This is a genomic window from Komagataeibacter kakiaceti JCM 25156, assembly GCF_000613305.1.
In genome coordinates this window covers 1-1,766 of sequence record NZ_BAIO01000480.1, presented here as the reverse complement: position 1 = coordinate 1,766, position 1,766 = coordinate 1, and the positions used below count along the sequence as shown (strand labels likewise).

Below are 1,766 nucleotides of genomic sequence, written 5' to 3'. Positions count from 1 at the left end.
TGACGTGACCCGCCACCGGCACGCTCACCCCGAGCGAACGGGCCAGATCGGGCAGGACGCCCATCATCGCGAACTCCCCCGTGCCGATGGCGAACGTGCTTACCGCCAGCGCGAGTTCGGCCGCTCCAATACAGACAAAAAAGGTACTGATTGTGGGTGAAATGTTCGGGTTGTTCACATCGCGCTCTTTCCCGATGGGTGAGAATGGCCTACGGCTCAGGTTCATCAATGCCGCATCGGTCCGGTTGCGCGCAATGCCATAAAACCGGTTTCACCTTATGGAAATCCGGTCCGATCCAGCCTATTCGCCTTCCGATACGTTATGGGGTCTCTCCCCGCGGTCACCACGTTCCGCCCAGCCCGCTTCCCGCATACCAGACGGACATATCGATGACAGCCACTTCCCCATCGGCATCCTCTCCCTCCCCCGGCGCGCACGAACAGGCCAGAAACCAGACCACCGACCCCCGCGCCGCCCAGCTGGCGCGCATTTACGTCCTGCTGCGGCTGGCGCTGACCATGACCGTGGTGGTCATGCTGATCTGGGTGGTGGGGGATGTCCTGATGGTCATCTTCGCCTCCACGCTGGTGGCCGTCATCCTGCACAACCTGGCCGGGATCGTGGAACGCCGCGCCCGCATTCCCTACTGGCTGGCCCTGACTACCGTGGTAAGCGTACTGATCGCGGCGCTGACCGGCCTGATCTGGAGCAGCGGCCCCGAAATATCGGAACAGGCCGTGAAACTGCGCACGGCGCTGAGCACGCAGGCCCACAGCCTGCGCGACAGCATGGGCCATTCCTCCACCGGGCGCATGATCCTTGACAACCTGCCCGCCTCGCTGGGGGGGAACCAGCCATCCTCGGGCGGGGGCGGGTTCGGCTCGCTGGCGGGGTCGATGACGGGATTCGTCTCCTCCGCCTTCGGCGCGGCGGGCACGCTGGCGGTGATCCTGATCGCGGGGCTCTATTTCGCCATATCGCCGGAACTGTACGTCAACGGCATGCTGCGGCTTGTCCCGCATGAATACCGCAAGGGCTCACGTGACCTGCTGCTGACGGCGGGGCGCACCCTGTGGGCCTGGACGGCGGGACAGGCGCTGGACATGACCGTGGTGGGGCTGCTGTCCTTTATCGGGCTGTGGTGCATTGGCGTGCCGCTGGCGCTCGCCCTGGGGGTCGTGGCGGGGCTGGCCAATTTCATTCCCTATATCGGCGCTTTCGTCGGCGCCATACCCGCCGTTCTGATCGCCCTTTCACAGGGCACGCGGGAGGGATTCATGGTGATGGGTCTCTACACCGCCATCCAGTTTTTCGAGGGCAATGTCATGGCCCCCCTGATCCAGCGCCACGCGGTGCAGATGCCGCCGGGGCTGACCATCCTGTCCCAGACGATTTTTGGCACCATCCTTGGCGTTCCGGGGCTTATCCTGGCCTCCCCCCTGACGGCCGCGCTTCTGGCCACGGCCGACCGCGCCATCCCCAAACTCAAGGATGACGAGCGCGTCTGACCCGCCAGCTCCCGTTCACCCGCCCGGATGCAGGGGGGGGCTGCGCGTCATCAGGGGCGTGCAGCGGGCAGTCCTGAAAGCACACGCAGCCGCACCCCATGCACGATTCAAGCTGGTCGCGGAGTTTGACAAGGTTTTCGATCCGGTCCTGAAGCGACTGCCGCCACGCCGATGACATGCGCCGCCAGTCGCGCCGGTTGGGCTGGCGGCCATCGGGCAGGGATTCGAGGGCCTGCCGGATTTCAGCCAGCGACAGG

2 protein-coding genes and 1 pseudogene are annotated in these 1,766 nt (G+C 65.3%); 1 reads left to right on the top strand and 2 read right to left on the bottom strand.

Annotated features, from left to right (window positions below; translation table 11 throughout):
- A pseudogene (locus tag JCM25156_RS15590) lies at positions 1–226 on the bottom strand (hypothetical protein); the annotation flags it as partial.
- Between the two features lie 164 nt (positions 227–390).
- Between JCM25156_RS15590 and JCM25156_RS15585 the strand changes: the two are divergent.
- Positions 391–1,509 (top strand): AI-2E family transporter, encoded by a 1,119-nt coding sequence (locus JCM25156_RS15585; RefSeq protein ID WP_025813812.1) that lies wholly within the window; start codon positions 391–393, stop codon positions 1,507–1,509.
- Here the strand turns inward: JCM25156_RS15585 and JCM25156_RS25210 are convergent.
- Positions 1,487–1,766: MerR family DNA-binding protein (locus JCM25156_RS25210; protein ID WP_025813810.1), on the bottom strand; the 280-nt coding region annotated here is incomplete at its 5' end. The two genes, JCM25156_RS15585 and JCM25156_RS25210, sit on opposite strands and share 23 nt — an antisense overlap.

Bases quoted from the DNA above. Each gene is read 5' to 3' on its own strand.
- JCM25156_RS15585 (WP_025813812.1), top strand. From the start codon at position 391: ATGACAGCCACTTCCCCATCGGCATCCTCTCCCTCCCCCGGCGCGCAC.